The sequence below is a fragment of the Isoptericola cucumis genome, assembly GCF_014635665.1.
Taxonomy (GTDB): Bacteria; Actinomycetota; Actinomycetes; order Actinomycetales; family Cellulomonadaceae; genus Isoptericola; species Isoptericola cucumis.
The window spans coordinates 91,414-115,619 of the sequence record NZ_BMDG01000012.1 but is presented as its reverse complement, the minus strand read 5'-3'; the positions used below and the strand labels follow the sequence as shown (position 1 = coordinate 115,619).

Below are 24,206 nucleotides of genomic sequence, written 5' to 3'. Positions count from 1 at the left end.
CGAATCGTTACGACGCAGTGTGTACGCTCGTCCGCATGCCCGAACAGCTCCGCAGCCGCCTGTCGCTCTTCGCCCTCACGCTGCTGGTCGGCCTGGGGATGTCGTCCTGGGTGACCCGCACGCCGGCCGTGCGCGACGCCGTGGACGCGTCGACGGCGGGCATGGGCATGGTCCTGTTCGGGCTGTCCGTCGGGTCGATGGCGGGCGTGATGTCCGCGGGGCCCCTCGTGCGGCGCCACGGCGCGCGGCCCGTCGTCGTCGTCGGCACGCTGCTGATCGTCGCCGGCGTCGTCGTGGTCGGCCTGGCCGCGGGGGTCGGGCTCGCCGCCGCGGTGTTCGCCGGCCTGCTCCTCTTCGGCGTGGGCGGCGGCCTGGGCGAGATCGGGCTCAACATCGAGGGCGCGGCCCTCGAGTCCCGCACCGGCCGCCCGGTGCTGCCCGCGCTGCACGGCAGCTTCAGCCTCGGCACGGTGATCGGTGCCCTCGTGGGGATCGCGCTCACCGCCGCCGACTTCCCGGTGGTGTGGCACCTGCTCGCGATGGCGGTCGTCATGGCGGCGCTCGCGGCCTGGGCGCTGCCAGGGCTCCCCGCCGGCACCGGGCGACAGGCCCGGGTGGCGCCCGCCGCCGCCGGCGCGGTCGGGCACCGGCCGAGCGTGTGGCGCCACCCCCGCCTGCTGCTCATCGGCGTCGTCGTGCTGGCGATGGCGTTCGCCGAGGGCGCCGCCAACGACTGGCTGCCGCTGCTCATGGTGGACGGGCACGGGATGTCCGCCACCCACGGGTCGCTGGTCTACGCCGGGTTCGCCGCGGCGATGACGGTGGGCCGGTTCTCCGGCGGGCCGGTCGTCGCGCGGTTCGGCCGCGCCGCGGTGCTGTCGGTGAGCGCCGTGTGCGCGATCGTCGGCGTCCTGGCCGTGGTGTTCGCGTCCGGCCCGGTCGTGGCGGGGGCCGCCGTCGTCCTGTGGGGCCTGGGCGCCTCGCTCGGCTTCCCGGTCGCGATCTCCGCGGCCGGCGACGACCCGGAGCGCGGCGACGAGCGCGTCAGCGCCGTCGCCACCAGCGGCTACCTCGCGTTCCTCGTCGGCCCGCCGCTGCTCGGGTTCCTGGGCGAGCACCTCGGGCTGCGGCCCGCCATGCTCGTCGTCGTCGCGCTGCTCGTCGTGGCGGCGTTCGCCGCGCGGGCCGCGTCGCCGCGACCGGCCGCGCCGGCTGACGACGACGTCGCCGCGGGCGCCGGGGCCGACGCCGGCCGGTAGGCGCCGGCCCGGGCCGTCAGGCGCGCAGCGCGGCCCGCTCGCCATCGCTGCGCAGGATGCAGAACTCGTTGCCCTCGGGGTCGGCCAGCACCACCCACCCGCCGGTGCCGTCGGGGCTCCGCCGGTCGGCGACCTGCGTCGCGCCGAGGGCCAGCAGCCGCTCGACCTCCTCGGCCTGCGTCCGGTCCGTGGGCCGCAGGTCGAGGTGCACGCGGTTCTTCAGCTCCTTGGGCTCGGGCACCTCGATGAACAACAGGTGCCCGTGGCTCTCGGCCGGGGCCTCGTGGCCGGCCGGGGGCACGATCATGCACTCCTCGTCGCCCGGCTCGTCGGGCTCGCCCGGCACTCCGGTGTAGCCGAGCACGGCGGCCCAGAACTGGGACTGCGCGTAGGCGTCGCGGGCGTCGAACGAGGTGTGCGAGATGCGTGAGGTCATGCAGGCATCTGAGCACGTCGTGGTGGGCGTGCCCACGCTATTTTCCGCGGCGTCCGGCCGTAGGGTCGGTGCTGCCGCACCCGTCCCTGAGCCCCGGAGGTCCTGCATGGTCGCGCACGACGCGCGGATCGCGCCCTGAACGCCGACGTCACCGCGACCGTCGGCTCCGTCGTGACGTCCGCCGTGGTGTGCGGCCTGTGGGTGGTGTGGCTCCGCGCCTCGCTGCGCGCCGACCGCCGTCGGCTGCGCAACGGCTTCCTGCTGATCGCCGTCCTGTACACGGCGGTGGCGCTGCTGGGGCAGGTCGTCATGCTCACGCCCGGCGGCCCGGCCGTGATGTCGTGGGCCAGCTTCGTGCTGTTCCTCGGCCTGGTCCTGGGGCTGCTCGCCCTGCCGGTCTTCCTCGTGGTCAACGGCCTCACGATGGTGCGCCGCGAGCGGCGCACGCCCGCCAACCTGCTGTCGCTGCTCGCGGGGCTGGCCATGCTGGTCGCGCCCTTCGTCGTGGTGGCGCCGGTCGTGCTGCGCGCGGCGTGGACGTGGGGCCTGGCGGTGGCGGTGCTGATGGGCACGGCCTGGCTCGGGTTCACGTTCCTGGGCTTCGTCGCGCAGACGCTGTTGTACCGCCGCTACGTGGCCGCAGCGCCGGCGAACGGCGTGATCGTGCTGGGGTCCAGGGTGGTGGCCGGGCGGGTCCCGCCGCTGCTCGCGGCCCGGCTCACGACGGCGACGGCGGCCGCCGCGCGCCTGAGCGCCGGCGGCCGGCTGGTCCCGATCGTCCCGTCGGGCGGGCAGGGCCGCGACGAGGACCGCCCCGAGGGCGCCGCCATGGGGGACTGGCTGGTCGAGCACGGGGTGTCGCGCGAGCTGGTGCTGGTGGAGGACCGGGCGCGCACCACGCGGGAGAACCTCACCTACGGCGTGGCGCTGCTCGCGGAGCACGGCGTGCCGGCCCCCTACCTCGTGGCGACGAACAACTACCACGCGCCGCGGGCCGCGCTCGAGGCGATGGACCTGGGCCTCGACGTGCACGCCGTGGGCGCCCCGACGGCGGGCTACTTCTTCCCCAGCGCCTACCTGCGCGAGTTCGTCGCGGTCCTCCGCCGCCGCCCGACGGTGCACGTCGTGGCGGCGGCGGGGATCCTCGTCGCCGCGGTCCTGGCGACGATGCTGGGCGTGGCGGCGATGTAGCGCCCGGCCTCGGCCTCCGCCTCAGCCGACCAGCGCGGGCTCGTCGTCGTGGGCCTCGGCCCGGTCGTCGTCGCCCGTGCGCTGCCGGGGCACGAGCAGCACGATCAGCGCGCCCACCGCCGCCGCGACGGCGCCGACCGCGAAGCAGAGCGTGAACGCGCCCTGGGCGGGGATCTCGGGCGTGCCCGGCGCGAGGACGACGGTCTGGCTGGTGAGGATCATCGCCATGACGGCGCCGGCCACGGTGGTGCCCATCGAGCGCATGAGGCTGTTCAGACCGACGCTCGCCGCCGACTCGGAGGCCGGGACGTTGGTGAGGATGAGCGTGGGCATCGCGGCGTAGCCGATGCCGACACCGGCCGAGGCCACGCACGACGCGACCATGAGCTGCCAGGGAGCGTCGGTCATGAACACCGCGACGACGTAACCGAGCGCGAGCACGCCGGCGCCGACGCAGAGCGTGGTGCGGCCGCCGAGCCGGGTCAGCATGCGCGAGGAGATCGGCGTGAAGAGCATCATCATCAGGCCGCCGGGCGCCATCCACAGGCCGGCCTGCAGGATCGTCTGGCCGAGCCCGTAGCCGGTGGCCTCCGGCATCTGCAGCAGCTGCGGCACGACGATGGACTGCGCCATCATGCCGAAGCCGATCAGCAGGGCGGCGATGTTGGTGAACAGCACCGGCTTGCGGGCGCTGGTGCGCAGGTCGACGAGCGGGTCGGAGTGGCGCAGCTCGTACCAGCCCCACAGGAGCAGGACGACGACGCCGCCCCCGATCGTCGCGAGGGTGCTCGCGGAGGCCCAGCCCCAGTCGTTGCCCTTGGAGACGCCGACCAGCACGCCGACGAGGCCGACGGCGAGGCCGAGGGCGCCCACGGCGTCGAACCGGCCGGGGTGCGCGTCGCGCACGTGCGGCACGACGACGAGGGTCAGGGCGGCCATGACGACGGCGAGGACGGTGGAGACCCAGAACAGGACGTGCCAGTCGTAGTCCTGGGCGATCCAGGCCGCGAGCGGCAGCCCGAGGGCGCCGCCGACGCCGAGCGTGGCGCTGATGCCCGCGACGGCGGTGTTGCGCAGGTGCGCCGGCGCGAGCTCGCGCACCATGCTGATGGCGACCGGGATGTAGCCCATCGCGATGCCCTGCAGGACGCGGCCGACCACGACGGGTCCGACGCTGTCGGAGACCGCGCAGACGAGCGACCCGACCACGAGGACGGCGCCGGAGACGACCATGACCGGCTTCTTGCCGTACATGTCGGCCAGGCGGCCGGTGACGGGCATCGCGACGGCGCCGCCGAGCAGGGTGGCGGTGACTACCCACGAGGCGTTGCTCGCGGAGGTGTGCAGCAGCTCGGGCAGCTCGCTCTGGATCGGGATGACCAGCGACTGCATCAGGGCGGCGCACAGGCTGCTGAAGCCCAGCACGACCATGACGGCCAGGGCGCGGGCGTTCGTCTGCCCGGCGGGTGGGGAGGAGGAGCTCATGAACCTTCGATTCCATGTGTAAGTTACATAACCGAGTGTGTATGCTACCTACACATCAGCGATCCGCCAACACGCCCGGCCACAGGAGGCCCGATGGTGCCCGCCCCCTCGTCCACGGGCGCGTCGTCCGACGCGTCGTCCACGGATGCGTCGTCCGACGCGTCGTCCACGGATGCGCCGCCCACCGGCTCGCGCTCGCGCGACCGGGCCCTTGCGTCGCTGCTCTACCGCCTCGACCTGCACCGGCGCCTCGCCGAGCAGCGCAGCCCGCTCGGCACGGCGGACGGGCGGCTCCTGTGGCTGATGTCCGACCGGCGGCCGCGCACGCTGCGCGAGATCTCCAGCGCCCTCGGGCTGGAGCAGTCCACCGTCAACCGGCAGGTCAACGCGGCGATCGACGCCGGCCTGCTGCGCCGGTTCGCCGAGGCCGGCCGGCCCGCCCGCCTCATCGAGCCGACGGCCGCGGGGATCGAGGCCTTCGAGAACGCCACCGCCCTCGCCCTGGGCGCCTACGACGACGCCCTCGCGACGCTCGGTGACGAGTCCGGGGCGTTCCTCGAGCTCCTCGAGCGCTTCGTCGGTGCCTACGGCGAGGCCGTGCGGGCAGAGTGACCCGGCGCTCGTCAGCCGCCGAGCTCGTCGAGGAGCTGCGCCACCCCCTCGCCGTCCATGAGGCCGATGACGTTGCCGGCCGGGTCGGTGAACCAGGCCCCGTCGCCGCCCTCCATGAACCCGCGGGCGACGCCCTTCTCGTCCTGGTCGAAGCCCTCGTACCGCTCGAGGGTCACACCCTTCGCGACGAGGTCGTCGACCACGGGGTCGACGTCGGCGACCGCCAGGTGCATCACGGTGAACGCCGCCGGGACGTGGTCCTCCTTCGGGTAGACGAACACCGGGGCCCCGGGCCCGAGCCGGACCACGAGGCCCATGCCCTCGTCGAGGGGAGTGACGCGGAGCCCGAGGGTGTCCGCGTAGAAGCTGTGCGCTGCGTCGAGGTCGTCCACCGAGAAGCTGGAGAACCCGCGTCGAGTCGTGACCATCGCCCGTCCCACTCCTTCATCACCGCCGGCCCGGACGGCAGGCGCCGCCACGTGATGCCGGACGCTTCCAGGATCCGTCCGCCCCGCCGCTGCCGGCGGTGCGCCGCCGGGTGAAGTTCGGGGCGGTGCGGCCGGGGCGAGGGGTCATGCCGCGTCGGGCTGCTCCTCCACCTCGACCTGCTTCAGCTCGGGCGTGAACGCGAAGACGGTCCCGTCCTGCTCACCCACCCACCAGCGGCCGCACATCAGGGTGGCCGACTGCTCCTGCCCCGCCGTCCACCAGCCGGCCTCCAGGGTCGAGGCGTCGCGGTAGTCCTCGGGCTCGAGCGTGCCGCGGTCGGGCCGGGCGGCGAGCGGGTTCTTCGCGCTCACGGCCTCGCAGCCGGCGGGCAGGTCGTCGAGGTCGGCGGACATCGAGAGGATCACCTCGTCGCCCGTGGTGCGGAAGACGCCGCGCACGTCGGTCGCGTCGTCGGGCGCCCACGCGGGCAGCACCTCGGCGTCCTTCCCCGCCGCGCCGCTGGAGTACTCGAACGTCTTGGTGTGCCCGTCCGCGCGCTCGGCCAGCGACTCGGTGAGGCCCGCGCACGCGGTGGTCGTGACCACGACGCCGGCGGCGACGGCGAGGATGCCCAGGAGCCGGCGCTGGGGCGTGCGCAGGTCGGTGGTCGTCAGGGGTCGGTCGTCGGTCGGGGAGATCTCGGTGTGCATGACGTCGACGCTACGAACGGGCAGGTCCCGGCGTCGTCGGCCCGGGAACGGAACCTCGCGGACCGCCGTGCGACCCGGGTCGGACCGCCGGGTCAGGGTGATCCCGGACCGCCGGTCCGACGTCGCTCGGGGTCGCGACCGCCACACGGGCGGCACCGCGCCCGCCTCGTGCGCAAGGACCTTTCTCGCCAGGGGCAGGCGGCGAGGATGTGTTGTGCAATGCGGCGGCGACCGGGGAAGATCCGCAATCGCGCGCCCCGGGTCCCGTGCCAGGCTCCTCGCGTGACCGAGGTACTGACCGCCCCGGCCCCCACGGGCCGACGCACGAACCGACCCGACGACCGCCTCGACGACCGGCCCACCGGCCTGCGCGCCGAGGTCGCGGCCGGCGTCCGCGACTCGCTGGCCGCGGGGCTGGGGATGTTCCCGCTGGGGGTGGCGTTCGGCCTGCTCGTCGTGCAGGCGGGGCTGCCGTGGTGGTTCGCGCCGGCGCTCTCGGTCGCGGGCTTCGCGGGCTCGCTGGAGCTGCTCGTCGTCGGGCTGGCCGCCGCGGTGACGCCGCTCGGGACGATCGCGCTCACGACGCTGCTGGTGAACTTCCGGCACGTGTTCTACGCGTTCAGCTTCCCGCTGCAGGTGGTGCGCCACCCGGTCGCCCGCGCGTACTCGATGTACGCGCTGATCGACGAGGCGTACGCCCTGACCGCCGCGTCGCCGGGGCGGTGGACGGGGCCGCGCCTGCTGTCCCTGCAGCTGTCGTTCCAGGCCTACTGGGTGAGCGGCGGCGTCGCCGGGGTGCTGCTGGCGGGCCTGCTCCCGGGGCCGCTGGAGGGGCTCGACTTCGCGCTGTGCGCCCTGTTCGTCACCCTGGTGCTCGACGCCGCCCGCGGCCGCGGCCAGGTGCCGTCGCTCCTGCTCGCGGGGCTCAGCTTCACGCTGGCCGTGCTGCTGGCCCCCGGCAACGCGCTGTTCGTCGGGATGCTGGGGTTCGTCGCCCTGCTCGCGGGCCGCCACGTCCTGTCCGCCCGGCGGGCGCGCCGTGCCTGAGACCGGCTACCTCCTGGCCGTGCTGGCCGTCGTCTTCGCGATCACCTTCGCGCTCCGGGCGGCGCCGTTCGCCGCGATCGACCGGCTGCGCGCGTCGCGGCTGGTCGGCTCCCTCGCCCGCTGGCTGCCGGCCGGGGTCCTGCTGATCCTGGCCGCCAGCACCGTGCGCAGCAGCGCGGCCGGCGGCCGGGTGTGGCAGGCCCTCGCCGCCGTCGCGGTGACGGTCGTCGTGCACCTCGTCGGCGGCCGGCGGACTCTCCTGAGCGTCGGGGCGGGCACCGCGACCTTCGTGCTCCTGGTCAATCTCCTGTGAGGACGGCGCGCGATGATGTCCGCATGGATCGCACGGACCGGGCCATCGTCGCCGCCCTGCTCGCCGACGGCCGGATGACGAACGTCGAGCTGGCCGACCGCATCAACCTCACGCCCGGGCCGACGCTGCGCCGCGTGCAGCGGCTCGAGGCTGACGGTGTGATCCAGGGCTACCGCGCCGTCGTCGACCCGGACGCGATGGGTCAGGGCTTCGAGGTGCTCGTCGACATCGACCTGCTGGTCAACGACCGTGCCACGGTGCAGCGGTTCGAGGACGCCCTCACCGCGTTCGACGAGGTCGTGGAGGTGCAGCGGCTGTTCGGCTCGCCGGACTACTTCGTCCGCGTCGCCGTCGCCGACCTGGAGGCCTACGAGCGCTTCCACATGGAGAAGGTGCTCCAGGTGCCGGGCATCCGGCGGGCCAGCTCCCGGTTCCGGATGAAGACCGTCAAGGCCCCGGGCGTCGGAGGCCGGTAGGCACCGTCACGGCGCCGGCTCGACCGGCCCGTCCTCGCCGGCGACCCGGTCGCCGCAGCTGGTCCGCTGCGCGGCCGCGACCACCGCGTCGTCGGCGGGGGCGCCCTCGACCACGGTCTCCTCGACCCCGTCGGTGGCCCGGGTCGCGCCCGCGGACAGGTCGACGAAGGTGCGCGTCACGGTGAACACGGAGCCGTCGTCGCTGGCCTCGGCGTTCAGCGCCGCGAGGTGCAGCCGGTCCGCGTCGCGGTCGCCGTCGACCGTGGGCACCTCGTCGGCGCACTCGACGCCGGTGCCCTGCCCGGTGAAGCCCTTGTCGAACGTGTACGGGACGCCCTCCTGGTTCCGGGTGGGCGTCAGCCCGCACCCGGCCACCGAGAACAGGCGCACGGCGCGCCCGGTGTCGACGAGCGCGACCGGTGCTGTGCCGTCCTCGGTCGCGACGCGGTCGACCACCGCGGCGGCCCGCTCCGGGCTCGCGGAGCCGAGCGGGACGGAGAACGTGGCGCCGGACGCCGTCGTGATGCCGAGCCGTCGCTGGTCGCCGCCGGTGAGCCAGGCGGAGTCGTTCTCGTCGTCGCCGTCCACGTCGGCGACCTCGCGGGGCTCGGCGCCGCCCGGCGGCCCGTCGCCGGTCGGGGCGCAGCCCTCGGAGGTGGGGCCGGCGCCGCCCGCGTCTTCGGACGCCGCCGGCGGGGCCGCGGGGTCGCCGGCGCCGCCGGACCCGCACGCGGCGAGGCCGGCGACCGTCGCGAGCGTGACCATGACGACGGAGCCGGTGCGGCGCCTGCGGGCAGGGTCCTCGGCCGGGGTCCTCATCCGTCCAGGCAAACATCTCCGGGCGGGCCGGTGCACGTCGAGCGTCTCTGTCCGTCAGGAGTCGGGCGACGATCCCTGACGGACAGAGACGCTCGCGGACCCGCGGCAGGCCGCGCACGTGCCGAACAGCTCGACCTCGTGCGTGATGTCCGCGAAGCCGTACGCCTCGCCGGTCGTCCGCGCCCACTCCTCGACGGTCGGGCCGTCGATCTCCTCGGCGCGGCCGCAGACCCGGCACACCAGGTGGTGGTGGTGCTCGCGGGTGGCGCACCGGCGGTAGAGGTTCTCGCCCTCGCCCGTCTTGACGGTGTCGACGTCGCCCGTGCCGGCGAGCCGCTGGAGCCCCCGGTACACGGTCGCGAGGCCCACCTTCTCGCCGCGCTGCTGCAGCTCCCGGTGGATCTCCTGGGCGCTGCGGAACTCTTCCTGGTCGTCGATCGCGTCCAGCAGCGCCGCCCGCTGGCGGGTCATCCGTGCCACGGCGGTCACCTCCTCACCCTCTCGGACGTCCGAGGATCCCACATCCCCTCCTCGGACGTCCGCGGGTCGGCGGACCGTGCGCGTCAGGTCCCGTCCGCGCAGGTCAGACCGTCCCGGAGGGCAGCCAGGTTCTCCCGCATGACGTCCAGGTAGTCGGCCTCGGGGTCGCTGCGCCCCTCGATCGGGTCCAGCCTGGCGGACCCGATGCCGAGGTCCTCGGCGAGGGTCCGGGCGACCTTCGGGCTGGTGATCACCTCGAAGAAGACCGTCCTGACGCCGGCCTCCTCGACGACCGACCGGACCGCGCGGAGCCGGGCGGGCGACGGCTCCACCTCGGGGTCGATGCCGGTGATGCCCACCTGCTCGAGGCCGTAGCGGTCCGCGAGGTAGCCGAACGCCTCGTGCGAGACGACGAGCGTCGCCCCCGCGCAGGGCGCGAGCGTCTCGCGGTAGTCGTCGTCGAGGGCGGCGAGCCGCCCGGCCAGCGCGTCCGCGTTCGCGGCGAACTCGGACGCGTGGCCGGGGTCGGCGTCGGCGAGCCGGTCGGCGACGTCGTGCGCGACGTCCGCCAGCCGTGCCGGGTCCTGCCAGAAGTGCGGGTCCTCGGCGCCGCCGGTGAGCCCGGCGGCCTCGGCGGTGTCGACGAGGCGTTCAGGTGCGCTCGTCGCCACCGCCTCGTCGAGCGCCGCCTGCATGCCGGACAGGTACACGACGACGTCCGCCCCGCCGAGGGCGCGCACCTGCGCGGGGGACAGCTCGAGGCTGTGCGGGTCGGCCGCGGGAGGCGTGAGGTTGTCCACGCTCACGTGCTCGCCGCCGACCTGCTCGGCGACGAACTGCAACGGGTAGAACGACGCGAGCACCTCGACCCGGTCGTCCGCCGAGGACGGGGCGCAGGCCGCGAGGGCCGGGACGGCGAGCAGTGCGGCGGCCGCGGCGAGCGGCCCCCGGGCGGGGCGGGGGGTCACGGGATCACTCGTGCCCGTGCTCGTCGTGGGCGTGCTCGTCGCCCTCGCCGTACTCGGTCGAGCCGTCCTCGACGTTGCCGGAGATGCCGTTGATCTCGTTGGGCTCGACGTCGAGCTCGGCGCTGTTCCACACCTCGCCGGTCTCGATGTCGACGGCGTGGATCGCCCGGTTCGCCGGGTCGGTCACGTACGCCGAGCCGTCGAGCACGAAGATCGCCGGGCGCGGGGACTGCCACTCCACCGGCTCCTCCCACGCGTCGATCACGGGGATCGAGGTCTCGAGCTCGCCGGTCTTCGGGTCGATGACGTGGATCTTGCCGTCGGTGCCGAGCACGAGGGCCTCGCCGTGGTCACCGCGCGCGAGCGAGCGGAAGGTGTAGCTGGCCGGCAGGTCCACGAGCGTCATCTCGCCGGTCGTCGTGTCGGTGAGCGACACGCGCGTCGGGCGCTCGAGCTCCGCGTCCGGGTCCGTCTTGTAGTCGCCGAGCACGACGGGCGACTCCTCGCTGCCGGCCTGGTTGCCCACGCGGCCGTAGTCGTCCGGGCTGTCGACCTTGGTGATCTTCCCGTCGGAGACGACCAGGACGCCGTCCTCGCACCCGATGAGGACGGCCTCGTCGGCCGCCACGGCCTCGCCGTGCACGCCGGGGCACTCGTCCGACGCGGCGACCTGCTCGCCGTCGGCGTCGAGGACCCGGATGCCGGTGCGTGCGTCCTCGGTCCCCTCGGAGACGACGAGGGTGCCGTCGGAGAGCTCGACCGCGACGCCGTGGTGCGCCTCCGGCGTGGTGTGCTCGCGGGTCTCGCGGTCGGGGTCGGCCACCGCGGCGGAGTCGAAGATCTCGACGTGCCCGGTGCCGTCGTCGAACAGGGCGGTGCGCCCGTCGTGGACGACGACGTGACCGGGCGTGGTCGCCTCGAACGTCGTGCCGGTGAGCTGGGGGTCGGCCGTGTAGTAGTGCGAGTGGTCGCCGTGCGGCTCGGCCCACGCCCCGCCGTCGAGCAGCTGGAAGCCGCCCGTGGTGGACACCAGGAGGTGGCGGCCGTCGCCGACGCCGTTGATCCGGTTGAAGCCCTCGAGCTCGAGGTCCGCGACCTGCTCGAGGCTGCCGGCGTCGAGGACCTGGACGCCGCCGTCGTAGGTGACGGCGATCCGGGGCGTGTAGGTCGCCGCCTCGGTGGCGTGGCCGCTCTGCTCCTCGGCGGCCGGGGTGTCGGAGGTCGTCGAGGCGGGGTCGTCCGCCGCGCAGCCGGCGAGGGCGACCAGGGGCAGGGCGAGGCCGAGGGACAGGAGGCTCCGCGTCCGGGGCCGGTGTCGTGTGATGGAGTTCATGGTCGCAGACGGTATCAGTAATCAGAACCATTCTCATTAAGGGTCCCGACGTCCGGCTCGACCACGTGGCACGACGCCACGACCTGCGGGTTCGGCCGGTCCAGGAACCCCGACCGGATCAGGACCGGCGGCGGGCGGCGGGGTCCGACTCCGCCGCCTCGATCGCGGCCGCCAGCGTGCGCGCGTCGTGCGGCCCGCGGTGCCGGTGCCCGTCGAGGAAGAACGTGGGCGTGCCCCGGGCCCCGCTCGCCGCGGCGCTCGCGGCGTGGGCGCGCACCAGGTCGTGCAGCTCCTCGTCGTCCAGGTCGGCGTCGAAGCGCGCCAGGTCGAGACCGAGGTCGGCGGCGTAGCCGCGCAGGTCGTCCAGCTCGAGCTGGGACTGGTGGCTGAACAGCACGTCGTGCATCTCCCAGAACTGGCCCTGGCGGTGGGCGGCCTCCGAGGCGACCGCCGCGAGGAAGGCCTGCGGGTGCACGTCCGGCAGCGGCAGGTGGCGCACCACGTAACGCACCCGGTCGCCGAAGTGCTCGTGCAGCTCGACGTTCATCCCGGTCACGCGCGCGCAGAACGGGCACTGGAAGTCGAGGTACTCGACGACGGTGTGGGCGGCGTCGGGGTCGCCCCTGACGTGGTCGAGCTCGTCGTCGACCGGCGGGGCGAGCGTCACGGGCAGGTCGGCCGTCGTCTCGCCCCAGCGCACGCGGGCCACCGTGAAGATCAGCCAGCCCAGGACCGAGGCGAGCGCCATCGCGAGCAGGACGCCGACCGTCGCGGCCTGGGCGTCGGCGGGGTCGGGGAACGCGAGGTTCACCACGAGCAGGGAGACGGTGAAGCCGATGCCGGAGAGCGCGGCGCCGCCCAGGACGCTGCCCGGGCCCACGCCGTCCGGCAGCAGCCCGAGCCGCATCCGCAGTGCCGTCCAGGTGCCGAGCGAGACACCCACGAGCTTGCCCACCACGAGGCCGGCGACGACGCCCCAGGTGATCGCGGACCCGAGGGCGTCGGCGAGCGCGCCCCCGCGCAGGTCGATCCCGGCGTTGGCCAGCGCGAACACCGGGACCACGACGAGCGACACGGGACCGCGCAGCACCTCGTGCAGGCGATGGTTGACCGAGATGGACCGGGCCAGCCCTGCCTGGACGTTCCGCGCCCCCGCGGCGTCCGGGGACTGCCAGTAGGCGCGGAAGAGGCTCTTCGCGTGGAGCACGTCCGCCCGCCGGGTGACGGCCGCCGGCACGAGCAGGCCCGCGACCATACCCGCGATCGAGGGGTGGACGCCCGCCTGCACCGTCGCACCCCACAGCACGACGATGACGACCACGTACGGCGCGCTGCGCCACTGGCGCATGCGGCCCAGCAGCCACAGCACGCCCAGGCACACGACGGCCAGCACCAGCGGCCCGATCCGGACGTCGTCGGAGTAGAACACGCCGATGATCGCCACCGAGAGGAAGTCGTCCACCACGGTGAGCGTCATCAGGAAGACCCGCAGCTGGTTCGACATCGCCGGGCCGACCAGCGCGAGGACGCCCAGCAGGAAGGCCGTGTCCGTGCCGACGACCACGCCCCAGCCCTGCGGCGCCGCGCCGCCCGCGACCGCGAGGTAGACGAGCGCGGGCACGAGCACCCCGGCGGTCCCCGCGACGAGCGGCACCAGGCGCTGGCTGCGCTGGCGCAGGGAACCGATCGACAGCTCCTGGCGCACCTCGAGGCCGATGACGAAGAAGAACAGGACCATGAGCCCGTCGTTGACCCAGTGGTGCAGGTCCATGTCGAAGCGCAGCTCGCCGACGTCCAGGTTCACCGACGTCTCCCACAGGTGGGTGTACGCGCCGGACAGCGGCGAGTTCGCCCAGACGAGGGCCAGCACCGTGACGCCCACGAGCAGCAGCGCGGCGCCCGACTCGGTGCGCAGCCGCTCGACCAGTGCGCGTGGTGCCATGCGTGCCTCCCGTCCGTGGTGGGTGCGGGCCCGGCAGGAGCGTATGTCGTTCCTGGTCCGTCGGCCGTCGGGGGAACGTCGGCCCGTGGTGCGGGTGTTCCCGGGAATGTCCGAGCGGGGTGGCCGGTTGCACCCGACGGCAGGTGAGAAGCGTTCTCATCTCGACCGCACGAGGAGCCGCCGGATGGCCACCCGCACCGACCTGCGCCCGATCGTCAGGCTCCGCTCGACGGCGGGCACGGGCTTCACGTACGTCACCCGCAAGAACCGCCGGAACGACCCCGACCGCGTCGTGCTGCGCAAGTACGACCCCGTCGTGCACCGGCACGTCGAGTTCCGCGAGGAGCGCTGACGCGCCGCGTCGGCCCCGTCCAGCACGCGAAGAGGAGAAGCACCATGCAGCAGAACATCCACCCCACGTACGGCCCCGTCGTCTTCCGCGACACCAGCGCGGGCACCGCGTTCCTCACGCGTTCCACGCTGGCCGGCGACGCCGCCTCCGGCCCCGGCCGCCCCGCCCGGACGGTCGAGTGGGAGGACGGCAACACGTACCCGGTGGTCGACGTCGAGATCTCGAGCGTCAGCCACCCGTTCTGGACCGGGGCGTCCCGCGTCGTCGACACCGCCGGCCGCGTCGAGAAGTTCCGCCGCCGCTACGGGCAGGGCCCGGAGCGCCGCTGACGACGTCGGGCATCGCCGCCGGTCGAGCTCGATCCGAAGGTCTTGCGGTCGAACGCGACCATCAGCCGCGCGGAGGCCGACGGCAGCAGCCGGGCCAGCGCGTCGAGCTGACGGGCCTCGCCCACCAGCACCCGGGCCCGTCCCTTCGCGACCCCGGTCAGGATGGCGCTGGCCGCGGTGTCGGCCGAGGTGGTGAGCAGCGCGCCGAAGGCGGCGGCTTCGCTCTCGATCGCCGCCTCCCGGCCCCCGCCGGCCGGCCCACCGGGAGCGCCGGCGGCCTCGGCACGCAGGTCGGCGAGGGCCGTCACCTTGGCGTGGTGCGCGATGTTGGTCGCGACCCCGGCGGGGTAGACGGCTGTGACGCGCACGGGCAGATCGGCGCGCAGCATCTCCGTGCGCAGCGTCTCCGTGAAGCCGCGCACGGCGAACTTGGTGGTGACGTATGCCGACAGGTTCGGCTGCGCGACCAGCCCGTGCAGGCTGGACATGTTGACCACGTGTCCGTCGCCCGACGCGATCACGTGCGGCAGGAACGCCCGGGTCCCGTGGATCACGCCCCACAGGTTGATGCCCAGCAGCCGCGCGTAGACGGCGGGAGGCGTGTCGGCCACCGACGACATCGGTGCCCCGACACCCGCGTTGTTGTACACCTGATGCACCACCCCGAAGTGCTCGGCCACCTCGGCCGCCCAGGCCGCGACCTCCGTCTCGTCGGCCACGTCCACGACGGCGGAGTGCGGGTCGGTGCTCTGCGCGCGCAGCAGGTCCGTGGTCCCCTGCAGCCCGCGGGCGTCGACGTCCGACACCGCGACGCCGGCCCCTCGGGCCGCGAGGCCGAGCGCGAGTGCCCGCCCGATGCCCGAACCTGCCCCCGACACAGCGGCGACCTTGCTCTGGAAGGCGTCGGCGCGGTCGCGACCGAAGATGCGCATGGCTCCCCTTCGGTGACGTAGCGGGTGCCGACCATGCTTCCACCGCTTCCACTGCGGGGCACGCGCCGTCCACCCCGTCCGCCGTGCGGCGCGCGGTGAGCCGACCTAGATTCGAGGAACCGCACCACCGGTCGACGGAAGGGGCAGCACCATGACCGTGTCCGGCATCATCACCGCGATCATCATCGGCGCCATCATCGGCGCCCTGGGCCGACTCGTGCTGAGGGGGCGGCAGAACATCTCGATCCTGGTGACGATCATCGTGGGCATCGTGGCCGCGCTGCTCGGCACCTGGATCGCCGACCTCGTCGGCGTGAAGGACACGGGCGGCATCGACTGGATCGAGCTGGCCTTCCAGGTGGTTCTCGCCGCGATCGGGGTGTCGATCGTGGCGGGGGCGTCCGGCCGCAAGGCCGAATGAGCGTGGGCGGCCGCGCCGACACGGCGACCGCCGTCCCGTCCGCCCCCTGGTCGCAGCCGCCGGACGACGTCCTCCGCGCGCTGGGCACGACCGGCGGCGGGCTGACCTCGGCGGACGCCGCCGAGCGCCTGGGACGGGTGGGCCCGAACCGGCTGCCGCCGCCGGAGCGCGACCCGCTGTGGAAGCGGATCGCCGTGCACTTCGACGACATCCTCATCTACATCCTGCTCGTCTCCGCGGTGCTCAAGGCGATCCTCGGCGACTGGGTCGACTTCACGGTGATCCTCGCCGTCGCCGTCATCAACGCGGCCATCGGCTTCGTCCAGGAGGGCCGCGCGGAGAGCGCGCTCGACGGCATCCGGCAGATGCTGTCGGTGCACGCCGAGGCGCGGCGCGACGGCGCCTGGGCGCGCGTCGACGCGGACGACGTGGTGCCCGGCGACGTCGTGCGCGTGCGGTCGGGCGACAAGGTGCCCGCCGACGTGCGGCTGCTGCAGGCGACGAACCTGCGGGTCGAGGAGTCGGCGCTCACCGGCGAGTCGGTCGCGGCGACCAAGCGGGTCGAGGCCGTCGGCGCCGACGCCGGGGTGGGCGACCGCACGAGCATGCTGTTCTCGGGCACGCTCGTCGCGGCAGGGCAGGGCACCGGGGTCGTCACCGCGACCGGCGAGGCGACGGAGATCGGCCGCATCCAGACGATGATCTCCGAGGTCAGCAGCCTGGAGACGCCGCTCACGCGGCAGCTCGACAAGTTCGGCAAGGCGCTCGCCGTCCTCATCCTGGCCATGGCCGTGGTCATGGTGCTCGTGGGCCGCCTGGTGCACGACTTCTCCGTGCCGGAGCTGGTCTCGGCGTCGATCGGCTTCGCCGTGGCGGCCGTGCCCGAGGGCCTGCCCGCCCTGGTGACGATCACCCTCGCCCTCGGGGTGCAGCAGATGGCGCGCCGCCGCGCCATCACCCGCAAGCTGCCGGCGGTCGAGACGCTGGGGTCCGTCACGACCATCTGCTCCGACAAGACCGGCACGCTGACGAAGAACGAGATGACGGCGCGGACCGTCGTCACCGCGGGGCGGACGTTCGCCGTGGCCGGCGTCGGCTACGCGCCCGAGGGCGAGGTCACCGCCGAGGGCCGGCACGCCGACCTGGCCGACGACCCGGACCTCGCCGCCGTCGCGACCGCCATGATGCTGTGCAACGACGCGCGGATCGTGCGGGCGGGTGCGGCCGGGGACGGCGGCGGCGACGCCGGGGGCGACGGCGGCTGGCGGCTCGTCGGGGAGCCGACGGAGGGCGCGGTCCGCTCGCTCGGCATGAAGGCCGGCGTGGCCACGCAGGGCTGGACGCGCGTCGCCGTCGTGCCGTTCGAGTCCGAGAACAAGTTCATGGCCACCCTCGACCGCGGCCCGGACGGCACGCTGGACGTGCACCTCAAGGGCGCGCCGGACCGCGTGCTCGACCGCTGCGCCACGCAGACCTCGCCGTCCGGGACGTCCGAGCCGCTCGACCGCGCCCTGTGGGAGCGGCGGATCGACGAGCTGGGCGGGCAGGGCCTGCGGGTCCTCGCGGCGGCTCGGCGCCGTGCCGACGACGGGACGACGACGCTCGACGCCGACGACGTGGCGGGCGGCCTCGAGCTGTGCGGGCTGGTCGGCATCGTCGACCCGCCGCGGCCGGAGGCGGTCGCCGCGATCGCGCAGTGCCGCGACGCCGGCATCCGCGTCAAGATGATCACCGGCGACCACGCCGGCACCGCCGTCGCGATCGGCCGCGAGATGGGGATCGTCGACGGGCAGCCCGGCTCGCCCGACGCCCCCGCCGTGCTCACCGGGCCCGAGCTGGAGGCGATGTCCACCGAGCAGCTGCGCGCCGTCGTGCGGGACGTCGACGTGTACGCGCGCACCAGCCCGGAGCACAAGATCCGCATCGTGTCGGCGCTGCAGGCGCACGGCGAGGTCGTGTCCATGACGGGCGACGGCGTCAACGACGCGCCCGCCCTCACGCAGGCCGACGTGGGCGTCGCGATGGGCATCAAGGGCACCGAGGCGACCAAGGAGGCCGCCGAGGTGGTGCTCGCCGACGACAACTTCGCCACCATCGAGCGGGCCGTGGAGGAGGGGCGGCGGATCTACGACAACATCCGCAAGTCCGTGCTCTTCCTCCTGCCGACGAACGGCGCGCAGTCGCTGGTCATCCTCGTCGCCGTCCTGTTCGGCCTGACGCTGCCGCTCGCGCCCGTCCAGGTGCTGTGGATCAACATGATCACCGCCGTCACGCTGTCGCTCGGCCTGGCGTACGAGCGCGCGGAGCCGGACGTCATGTCGCGACCGCCGCGCGACCCGGCGGCGAGCATCCTCGACGCCGTCTTCCTGCGGCGGATCGTCGTGGTGTCGCTGCTCATCGGCGGCGCGACGATGTTCGCCTTCTATGCCGAGCGCGCACAGGGCGCGCCGCTCGCCGAGGCGCAGACGACGGCCGTCACGATGCTCGCCCTGGGCCAGCTCGCGTACCTGTTCAACTGCCGCTTCCTGAACCGCTCGAGCCTCACCCTGGACGTGCTGCGCGGGAACCGGGTCGTGTGGATCTCCGCCGCGAGCCTCGTCGCGCTGCAGTGCGTGTTCGTCTACGCGCCGTTCATGCACGACTGGTTCGACTCCGCGCCCATCGGGCTGGACGAGTGGGCCAAGACCCTCGGCCTGGCGGTCGTCGTCTTCCTGCTCGTCGAGGTCGCCAAGGCGGCGGGGGCGCGACGCCTGCGACCGCGCCGTGCGGCCGCGCGCGGTGCGAAGGTGCACCCATGACGCTGACCCAGTTCCTTCTCGCCCGGATCGCCGAGGACGAGGCCGCGGTCCTCGCGCTGCTCGACCCGCCCGCGTCGCGCGCCGCCGGGACCCCGGCACGGCCGACGCTCGACACCCCGCTGGCCCGGTCGGGCGACTGGGAGCTCACCCCGCGCCGGGTCCTGGCCGAGGTCGCGGCCAAGCGGCACCTCGTGGAGCTGGCGTACGAGGCCACGGGGCTCGACATGACGGTCGACCTCGACCGCACCGTCAACGCGAGAGAGGACAGCGGCGTCGCCTTCGTCGGCGACCGCATGCTGCGCACTCTCGCGCTCGCGTACGCCGAGCACCCGGACTTCGACGAGGACTGGCGGCACCCTCCGCTCTGAACCGTCGGCAGTGCGGCCGACGACGGCTCGCCGCGCACGACCGGCGTCGTCGTGCCAGCATCGTGACGGACCCGATCGGAGGCGCGATAGCCAGTGAGCAGCCAGGACGTCGCCAGCACCACAACCAAGGTCTCGCTGTTCACCCTCACCGCGATGGTCGTGGGGTCGATGGTCGGCGCGGGGGTGTTCTCGCTGCCGCGGCGCTTCGCGCAGGAGACGGGCGTCATGGGCGCCCTCATCGCGTGGGTGGTGGCCGGCGCGGGCATGCTGATGCTGGCGTTCGTGTTCCAGCGCCTCGCGATGCGCAAGCCCGAGCTCGACGCCGGCGTCTACGCCTACGCGAAGGCGGGGTTCGGCGAGTACACCGGGTTCTTCGCCGCCGCCGGCTACTGGGCCAGCGCGTGCGTCGGCAACGTCACCTACTGGGTGCTCATCATGTCGACGCTGGGCGAGTGGGTCCCGGCGCTGGGTGCCGGGGACACCGTGCTCGCCCTCGCGCTCTCCACCGTCGGCCTCTGGCTGTTCTTCCTGCTCGTGCGACGCGGGATCAAGGAAGCGACGGCGATCAACCGGATCGTCACCGTCGCCAAGGTCATCCCGATCGTGGTCTTCGTCCTGCTGGCGCTGTTCGTCTTCGACCCGAGCGCCTTCGCGGAGAACTGGGCCGGCGCCGACTACGCCGGGAGCCTGTTCGACCAGGTGCGCGGCACCATGCTGGTGACGGTGTTCGTGTTCCTCGGGGTCGAGGGCGCGAGCGTCTACTCCCGGCACGCGAAGCGTCGCGAGGACGTCGGAAAGGCCACGATCCTGGGCTTCGTGAGCGTGTTCGCCATCTTCGCGTCGGTGACGATCGTGTCCTACGGCATCATGCCGATGGCCGAGATCGCCGAGCTGCGCCAGCCGTCGATGGCGGGGGTGCTCGAGGCGGCCGTCGGCGAGTGGGGCAGCGTCTTCGTCGGCGTCGGCCTCATCATCTCGGTGCTCGGCGCGTACCTGGCCTGGACGTTGATGGCCGCCGAGGTGCTGTTCGTCGCCGCCAAGGACCGCGACATGCCGCGCTTCCTCGCCCGGCAGACGGACCGCGACGTGCCCGTCAACGCGCTGCTGCTGAGCACCTCGCTGTCGCAGGTGGTGCTGGTCCTCACCTACTTCTCCGAGGACGCGTTCGACTTCGCGCTCGACATGACCGCCGTCATGACGCTCATCCCGTTCCTCCTCGCGACCCTGTACGCGCTGAAGCTGCGCGCCACCCGGGAGACGTACGACGGCGCCGCGCCCTCGACGCTGCGCGGGGACATGGTGGTCGCGTTGCTCGCGACGGCCTACACCGCGTTCCTGGTCTTCGCCGCCGGCCTGGACCTCGTGCTGGTCTCGTTCCTCTTCTACGCGCCCGCGACGATCCTGTTCGCCATGACCCGACGCGAGCAGGGCCGGCGGGTGTTCTCGCCGGCCGAGCTCGTCCTGTTCCTCGTGGCCGTGGCCGTCGCCGTGCTCGGCGTGGTCGGTCTCTCCGCAGGCTGGGTCTCGATCTGACACGAAAGGTTGGCACCATGACCGCCGTCCCCACCGTCACCGCCCACGGCGTCCACTCCGAGGTGGGCCGCCTGCGCAAGGTCCTGGTGTGCTCGCCCGGGCTGGCGCACGAGCGGCTGACGCCGTCGAACTCCGACGACCTGCTGTTCGACGACGTCATGTGGGTGGAGAACGCGCAGCGCGACCACCTGGACTTCGTCAACAAGCTCACCAACCGGGGCGTGGAGGTGGTCGAGCTGCACGACCTGCTCGCCCAGACGATGGCGATCCCGGACGCCCGCACCTGGCTCCTGGACCGCAAGGTCGTGCCGAACCGGGTGGGCCTCGGCCTCCTCGAGCCCACCCGCACCTACCTCGACTCGCTGGCGGAGAAGGAGCTCGCGCGCGTCCTGATCGGCGGTCTGTCGACCCACGACCTGCCCGCCGACTTCCGCACCGACTACGTCACGCTGGCCCGGGAGTCGACGGGGGCGCGGGAGTACCTGCTGCCGCCGCTGCCCAACACCCTGTACACGCGCGACACCACCTGCTGGATCTACGGCGGGCTGACGCTCAACCCGCTGTACTGGCCGGCGCGCAAGGACGAGACGCTGCTGATGAAGGCGATCTACTCGTTCCACCCCGAGTACGCCGGCTCGCCGGTGTGGTGGGGCGACCCGGAGCAGGACTGGGCGCAGGCGACGATCGAGGGCGGGGACGTCATGCCGGTCGGCGGCGGCGTCGTGCTGGTCGGGATGAGCGAGCGCAGCTCGCGGCAGGGCATCACGCAGCTTGCGAAGGCGCTGTTCGACGCGGGCGCCGCCGAGCAGGTCGTCGTGGCCGGGATGCCGCGCCTGCGCGCGGCGATGCACCTGGACACCGTCTTCACGTTCGCCGACCGGGACCTCGTGACCGTGCACCCCGACATCGTCGACGGCATCCGCACGTTCACCCTGCGACCGAGCGACCGGGCGCCCGGCGTGGAGGTCACCGACGAGGGGGACACACCCTTCGTCGACGTCGTGGCGCGCGCCATGGGGCTGCCCCGGCTGCGGGTCGTCGAGACGGCGGGCGACGTGTACGCCTCCGAGCGCCAGCAGTGGGACTCGGGGAACAACGCCGTCGCGCTCGAGCCGGGCGTCGTCTTCACCTACGACCGCAACACCCTGACGAACGCCGCGCTGCGCCGGGCCGGCGTGGAGGTCATCACCATCGTCGGCGCCGAGCTCGGCCGCGGCCGCGGCGGCGGGCACTGCATGACCTGCCCCATCGCCCGGGACCCGCTGGACTGATCCGCCCCCTCGGTCTGTGACGCCGGGAACACCGGCGGCGCGGCAGCGGTTCCACCCATGGCGGACGGGTCATCGGCCCGCGCCGACACGTCATCCGCCGACACGACATCCCACGAGGGCAGCGCAGAGCGCGTGCCGTCGCACGACCACCCGACGAAGGACCGATCACGCCTATCGACCGCACGCCCCGGCCGCACCCGACGCCTGACCGCGAGGAGACCCCGATGTCCACGACCAGCCCCCACGACCTCGGTGCCCTCGTCGCCGCCCCCGCCGTCCAGCTCCTCGCCGCCGGCGCGGAGCACGGCGCACGCAGCTGGGTCGTGCGCCTCGGCCAGGACCTGTACGTGCGGACGGTCCCCGGGGACCGGTGGTCCCCGGCCGGCCGGGCCCGCGTGCGGCTGGACGGTGCGGAGTACCCGGTCGTGCTGACGGAGGTCGCCCCCGAGCTGCACGGCCCCCTCGACGACGCCTACCGCGCCAAGTACGACCCGTACGGCCCGGCGAAGGTCGACGCCGTCCTGTCGGACCCGGCGACGGCGTCGACCTTCCGGCTGCGGCCGCAGCGCGCCTCGGTGCGGGAGCGGGTCGCCGGGACGGTCGCCGCGCTGCGGCGGCGTGCGGCGGCCTCACCGGCGGCGTCGCCGGCCGACGTCCCCTGCACGAGCGGCTGACCGCCCGCGGCGGATTCCCCTGGACGCGACCGTGCTCGGGCGGCGACGATCCCGGACATGACGATCCGCTACCCCCGCCCGCTGCGCCCCGGTGACACCGTCGGCGTGACCGCGCCGTCGTCGGGCGTGCCGGCCCCGCTGCAGGCCCGGCTGCACCACGCGGCCGAGGTCGTCCGTGCCCGGGGCTACGACGTCCGCCTCGGCGCGACGGCCACGGGCCAGGGGATCGTCAGCGCCCCGGCCGGCGTCCGCGCCGCCGAGCTCACCGCGATGGTCACCGACCCGGCGGTGCGCGCCGTCGTGCCGCCGTGGGGCGGGGAGCTCGCGACCGACCTGCTGGGCCGGCTCGACTGGGAGGCCCTGGCCGCGGACCCGACGTGGCTGGTCGGCTTCTCCGACGTCTCCACCGTGATGCTGCCGCTGACGCTGCGCACGGGCGTCGCCACGCTGCACGGCCAGAACCTCATGGACACGCCCTACGACGTGCCGGACGGCGTGCTCGGCTGGTGGGAGGTCGCCTCGGCCGGGCAGGGCGCGGAGCTGGTGCAGCGGTCGCCGCGGCGGCACCGCTCGTCCGGCTGGGACGACTACGAGGAGCACCCCGACGTCTCGACGTGGACCCTCGACGCCCCCGGGTCGTGGGTGCGGCTCGACGCCCACGCCGACCCCGACGAGCCCGTCGACGTCGCCGGTCGCCTGATCGGCGGCTGCCTGGAGACGGTCGCGCCCCTCGCCGGCACGCCGTACGGCGACGTGCGGCGGTTCGCCGCCGAGCACGCGCCCGAGGGGCTGGTCGTCTACCTCGACATCCTGGAGTGGGATGCGCTCTACGTCGGCCGGGCCCTGTGGGCCCTGCGCCACGCCGGGTGGTTCGACGCCGCGAACGCGGTGCTGGTGAGCCGCACGCACGCCCCCGACGCGGACGGCCTCACGCAGCACGACGCCGTCCGCGACGCGCTCGGGGACCTCGGGGTCCCGCTCCTCGCGGAGGTCGAGTGCGGGCACGTGCCGCCGTACCTCGCCCTGGTGAACGGCGCCCTCGCGCGCGTGCAGCACGGCCCCCAGGAATCGGTGGTCACGCAGCGCCTCGTGCCGTAGCGGTCCGCCGACGCGTCAGCCCCGGAACGCCGCCGGCATGACGTCGCGCGCCGGGCCGGTGCGGTCGAGGAACGCCGTGCCGCCGGCCTGCAGCTCGCGGGCGGCGTCGACCAGCGCGGACAGGGCGTTCCACGCGAACGTGCCCCCGACGGAGATACGGGCCGCGCCCGCCGCTGCGAGCTCGGCTGGGGTCGGCCCGCCGCGCACGAGCAGGACGCTGACCGGCCGGTCGACCTCGCGGCACACGGTCGCGACCTGCGCGGCGTCGTGCAGCCCGGGCGCGAACAGCACGTCGGCGCCCGCCTCCTGGTAGGCCTGGAGCCGGCCGATCGTGTCCGTGAGGTCGTCGCGCCCGTACAGGTGGTTCTCGCAGCGGGCGGTGACCACCAGGTCGCCCGCGGCCTCGACCGCCGCCGCGACGCGCTCGACCGCCAGCCCTCGCTCGTAGACAGGGTCGTCCTCGTTGCCGGTGTGGTCCTCGATCGAGCACCCGGCGACGCCCGTGAGACGAGCGTCGGCGACGGTCCGCGCGACGTCGGCGGGGGAGTCGGCGAAGCCGTTCTCCAGGTCGGCGCTCACGGGGACGTCGACGGCGGCCGCCAGCGCGGCGGCGTGCTCGAGCGCCTCGGCGCGCGTCACGCCGCCGTCGGGCCGGCCGAGCGTGGCGGCGAATCCGCTGCTGGTCGTCGCGACCGCGGCGAACCCGAGCGCCGCCAGGATGCGGGCCGAGCCCGCGTCCCACGCGTTCGGGAGCAGGAGCGGGTCGCCGGGACGGTGCAGGGCGAGGAAGTCCGGTGCGAGACGGTCCGTGGTCACGGGTCCGACGCTAGCGACCGCCCCCGACGCCGGGCGCCGGCCCGTCGGTCGTCGCGACCCGCGCGGGGCACGCGGTTAGGGTGAGGCCTTGTGACCTGCCGACCCGCCCCTCGC

The 24,206-nt window shown here is 74.1% G+C and carries 26 protein-coding genes; 15 read left to right on the top strand and 11 right to left on the bottom strand.

Annotated features, from left to right (window positions below; genetic code table 11):
* Window positions 1-35 precede the first annotated feature (35 nt).
* Window positions 36-1,259: an MFS transporter gene (locus IEW03_RS16595; RefSeq protein WP_188524810.1), complete on the top strand. Its 1,224-nt coding sequence runs from the start codon at window positions 36-38 to the stop codon at window positions 1,257-1,259.
* 16 nt (window positions 1,260-1,275) lie between these two features.
* On the opposite strand, the gene IEW03_RS16590 is transcribed toward IEW03_RS16595, so the two are convergent.
* Window positions 1,276-1,695 (bottom strand): VOC family protein, encoded by a 420-nt coding sequence (locus tag IEW03_RS16590; protein ID WP_188524809.1) that lies wholly within the window; start codon window positions 1,693-1,695, stop codon window positions 1,276-1,278.
* 171 nt (window positions 1,696-1,866) lie between these two features.
* Between IEW03_RS16590 and IEW03_RS16585 the strand changes: the two genes are divergently transcribed.
* Complete coding sequence (locus IEW03_RS16585; RefSeq protein WP_188524808.1) at window positions 1,867-2,886, top strand: YdcF family protein; 1,020 nt, start codon at window positions 1,867-1,869, stop codon at window positions 2,884-2,886.
* Between the two features lie 21 nt (window positions 2,887-2,907).
* Here IEW03_RS16585 and IEW03_RS16580 read toward each other — a convergent pair whose 3' ends face one another.
* Window positions 2,908-4,371 carry an MFS transporter gene (locus IEW03_RS16580; protein WP_188524807.1) on the bottom strand — a complete coding sequence of 488 codons (1,464 nt, stop codon included), beginning with the start codon at window positions 4,369-4,371 and terminating at the stop codon, window positions 2,908-2,910.
* Window positions 4,372-4,464: 93 nt separating this feature from the next.
* Between IEW03_RS16580 and IEW03_RS16575 the strand changes: the two genes are divergently transcribed.
* A complete protein-coding gene (locus tag IEW03_RS16575; RefSeq protein ID WP_229738366.1) occupies window positions 4,465-4,983 on the top strand; it encodes a MarR family winged helix-turn-helix transcriptional regulator in 519 nt (172 codons plus the stop codon).
* An 11-nt stretch (window positions 4,984-4,994) separates the two neighbouring features.
* On the opposite strand, the gene IEW03_RS16570 is transcribed toward IEW03_RS16575, so the two are convergent.
* Together IEW03_RS16570 and IEW03_RS16565 are read right to left on the bottom strand one after the other, a co-directional pair.
* Window positions 4,995-5,411 (bottom strand): VOC family protein, encoded by a 417-nt coding sequence (locus IEW03_RS16570; protein WP_188524806.1) that lies wholly within the window; start codon window positions 5,409-5,411, stop codon window positions 4,995-4,997.
* Window positions 5,412-5,555: 144 nt separating this feature from the next.
* A complete protein-coding gene (locus IEW03_RS16565) occupies window positions 5,556-6,122 on the bottom strand; it encodes a hypothetical protein (protein ID WP_188524805.1) in 567 nt (188 codons plus the stop codon).
* Between the two features lie 282 nt (window positions 6,123-6,404).
* Here IEW03_RS16565 and IEW03_RS16560 point away from each other — a divergent pair, with 282 nt between their 5' ends.
* The 3 genes from IEW03_RS16560 to IEW03_RS16550 are packed head-to-tail and all read left to right on the top strand — an operon-like array spanning window position 6,405 to window position 7,958.
* Window positions 6,405-7,169 (top strand): AzlC family ABC transporter permease, encoded by a 765-nt coding sequence (locus IEW03_RS16560; RefSeq protein ID WP_308808232.1) that lies wholly within the window; start codon window positions 6,405-6,407, stop codon window positions 7,167-7,169.
* On the top strand, window positions 7,162-7,482 hold the full coding sequence (locus tag IEW03_RS16555) for an AzlD domain-containing protein (RefSeq protein WP_188524803.1): 321 nt from the start codon (window positions 7,162-7,164) through the stop codon (window positions 7,480-7,482). Before IEW03_RS16560 ends, IEW03_RS16555 begins: the two co-directional genes overlap by 8 nt.
* Window positions 7,483-7,505: 23 nt before the next feature.
* Window positions 7,506-7,958, top strand: a complete 453-nt coding sequence (locus IEW03_RS16550) for an Lrp/AsnC family transcriptional regulator (protein ID WP_188524802.1) — start codon at window positions 7,506-7,508, stop codon at window positions 7,956-7,958.
* Window positions 7,959-7,964: 6 nt separating this feature from the next.
* On the opposite strand, the gene IEW03_RS16545 is transcribed toward IEW03_RS16550, so the two are convergent.
* From IEW03_RS16545 to nhaA, 5 genes are all read right to left on the bottom strand, one after another.
* Entirely contained in the window at window positions 7,965-8,777 is an 813-nt protein-coding gene (locus IEW03_RS16545; protein WP_188524801.1) for a hypothetical protein, read from the bottom strand.
* A gap of 54 nt (window positions 8,778-8,831) precedes the next feature.
* Window positions 8,832-9,266, bottom strand: coding sequence for a Fur family transcriptional regulator (locus IEW03_RS16540; protein WP_308808230.1), 435 nt, complete (start codon window positions 9,264-9,266; stop codon window positions 8,832-8,834).
* A 74-nt stretch (window positions 9,267-9,340) separates the two neighbouring features.
* The gene (locus IEW03_RS16535) at window positions 9,341-10,225 is read right to left on the bottom strand and encodes a metal ABC transporter substrate-binding protein (protein ID WP_188524800.1); all 885 of its coding nucleotides are present in this window, start codon (window positions 10,223-10,225) and stop codon (window positions 9,341-9,343) included.
* Window positions 10,226-10,229: 4 nt separating this feature from the next.
* Entirely contained in the window at window positions 10,230-11,558 is a 1,329-nt protein-coding gene (aztD, locus tag IEW03_RS16530) for a zinc metallochaperone AztD (RefSeq protein WP_188524799.1), read from the bottom strand.
* 118 nt (window positions 11,559-11,676) lie between these two features.
* The gene (gene nhaA / locus IEW03_RS16525) at window positions 11,677-13,500 is read right to left on the bottom strand and encodes a Na+/H+ antiporter NhaA (protein ID WP_188524798.1); all 1,824 of its coding nucleotides are present in this window, start codon (window positions 13,498-13,500) and stop codon (window positions 11,677-11,679) included.
* 184 nt (window positions 13,501-13,684) lie between these two features.
* On the opposite strand from nhaA, the gene rpmG reads away from it, so the two are divergent.
* Complete coding sequence (gene rpmG / locus IEW03_RS16520; protein WP_188524797.1) at window positions 13,685-13,852, top strand: 50S ribosomal protein L33; 168 nt, start codon at window positions 13,685-13,687, stop codon at window positions 13,850-13,852.
* A 44-nt stretch (window positions 13,853-13,896) separates the two neighbouring features.
* On the top strand, window positions 13,897-14,181 hold the full coding sequence (locus IEW03_RS16515; RefSeq protein WP_188524796.1) for a type B 50S ribosomal protein L31: 285 nt from the start codon (window positions 13,897-13,899) through the stop codon (window positions 14,179-14,181).
* Here IEW03_RS16515 and IEW03_RS16510 read toward each other — a convergent pair.
* Entirely contained in the window at window positions 14,154-15,113 is a 960-nt protein-coding gene (locus tag IEW03_RS16510) for an SDR family NAD(P)-dependent oxidoreductase (RefSeq protein ID WP_188524795.1), read from the bottom strand. The genes IEW03_RS16515 and IEW03_RS16510 overlap by 28 nt on opposite strands.
* Before the next feature lie 151 nt (window positions 15,114-15,264).
* On the opposite strand from IEW03_RS16510, the gene IEW03_RS16505 reads away from it, so the two are divergent.
* The 7 genes from IEW03_RS16505 to IEW03_RS16475 all read left to right on the top strand — a co-directional run bounded on the left by IEW03_RS16505 (window position 15,265) and on the right by IEW03_RS16475 (window position 23,276).
* A complete protein-coding gene (locus IEW03_RS16505) occupies window positions 15,265-15,534 on the top strand; it encodes a GlsB/YeaQ/YmgE family stress response membrane protein (protein WP_188524794.1) in 270 nt (89 codons plus the stop codon).
* Between the two features lie 2 nt (window positions 15,535-15,536).
* The gene (locus tag IEW03_RS16500) at window positions 15,537-18,332 is read left to right on the top strand and encodes an HAD-IC family P-type ATPase (RefSeq protein ID WP_229738365.1); all 2,796 of its coding nucleotides are present in this window, start codon (window positions 15,537-15,539) and stop codon (window positions 18,330-18,332) included.
* Window positions 18,329-18,700 carry a DUF6221 family protein gene (locus IEW03_RS16495; RefSeq protein WP_188524792.1) on the top strand — a complete coding sequence of 124 codons (372 nt, stop codon included), beginning with the start codon at window positions 18,329-18,331 and terminating at the stop codon, window positions 18,698-18,700. Before IEW03_RS16500 ends, IEW03_RS16495 begins: the two co-directional genes overlap by 4 nt.
* A 93-nt stretch (window positions 18,701-18,793) precedes the next feature.
* Window positions 18,794-20,233 (top strand): basic amino acid/polyamine antiporter, encoded by a 1,440-nt coding sequence (locus tag IEW03_RS16490; RefSeq protein ID WP_268236105.1) that lies wholly within the window; start codon window positions 18,794-18,796, stop codon window positions 20,231-20,233.
* 17 nt (window positions 20,234-20,250) lie between these two features.
* Window positions 20,251-21,504, top strand: coding sequence for an arginine deiminase (locus tag IEW03_RS16485; protein WP_188524791.1), 1,254 nt, complete (start codon window positions 20,251-20,253; stop codon window positions 21,502-21,504).
* Window positions 21,505-21,728: 224 nt separating this feature from the next.
* Window positions 21,729-22,178 (top strand): DUF2255 family protein, encoded by a 450-nt coding sequence (locus IEW03_RS16480; RefSeq protein ID WP_188524790.1) that lies wholly within the window; start codon window positions 21,729-21,731, stop codon window positions 22,176-22,178.
* Between the two features lie 57 nt (window positions 22,179-22,235).
* The gene (locus tag IEW03_RS16475; RefSeq protein WP_188524789.1) at window positions 22,236-23,276 is read left to right on the top strand and encodes a S66 family peptidase; all 1,041 of its coding nucleotides are present in this window, start codon (window positions 22,236-22,238) and stop codon (window positions 23,274-23,276) included.
* A 15-nt stretch (window positions 23,277-23,291) separates the two neighbouring features.
* On the opposite strand, the gene IEW03_RS16470 is transcribed toward IEW03_RS16475, so the two are convergent.
* A complete protein-coding gene (locus tag IEW03_RS16470; RefSeq protein ID WP_188524788.1) occupies window positions 23,292-24,092 on the bottom strand; it encodes an isocitrate lyase/PEP mutase family protein in 801 nt (266 codons plus the stop codon).
* Window positions 24,093-24,206: the final 114 nt, after the last annotated feature.